The organism is Gemmatimonadota bacterium (assembly GCA_026706345.1).
Taxonomy (GTDB): Bacteria; JAAXHH01; JAAXHH01; order JAAXHH01; family JAAXHH01; genus JAAXHH01.
Map to the genome: position 1 here is coordinate 2,138 of JAPOYX010000046.1, position 694 is coordinate 2,831.

1 protein-coding gene is annotated in these 694 nt (G+C 62.4%); it reads right to left on the bottom strand.

Going from position 1 to position 694, the window contains the following annotated elements; translation table 11 throughout:
- The coding region (locus tag OXG98_04480) for a hypothetical protein (GenBank protein MCY3771261.1) at positions 1–563 on the bottom strand (563 nt) is incomplete at its 3' end.
- Positions 564–694 lie beyond the last annotated feature (131 nt).

Genomic DNA, 694 nt, shown 5'->3' on the forward strand with positions numbered 1-694 from the left:
TAGGCCTCAAACAAGCGATGCCGATGCCGCAAGCGTTGGCGCGGGTCGCCATGCCGGCAGCCAAAGCGCCGGGGGTGCGCCCGCTTTGCCTTGGTCGGCGCGCCGCAGTCCGCAAACAGCGGATAGCGCTCCCGAAAAGCCGCCGGGCCATAGTCCCACACCCCGTCGTATTCCCCTCGGTAGGTCACAAAATAGTCGAGCGTATCCGCTCTCAGCAGCCGCAGGGGGGCGAGCAGCGCTTGCAGCGGTGCCAGCAGCCCGGTCGCGTTCCCCGCTACCAGACCGGTCAGGTCATGGCTCAGCTCGCCCTGAATAAACGTCCGGTTCTGGAGCATATTCCAGTCGTTATAGGGAGTCTGGAGGCGCGTATTCTCCGCCGCCCGCTCAACGGAAAAGGCAGTGCGATTATAGACGCGCCCGCTGAAGCGCAGGCTTTCGTCCTGATCGAGAAAAACCGCCCAAGCCGGAACGGACTGCAAACCCAGCAGCACGCCAGCCAGCAGGCCGACCCACCACCCTTTTCCCGGCAGACGGACGGGCATCTCAACGTGTGGAATACGCATTGCCACTGCCTTACTTCCCGCGCAGCATGAGGGTCATGACAGTGAACTGACTCGGGGGGAGGTCCCGATTCAGGAGAATCTTGGTGATCTGGAAATTGTTGGCCCGCTCAAGCTGATAGTCAATCGAGCCC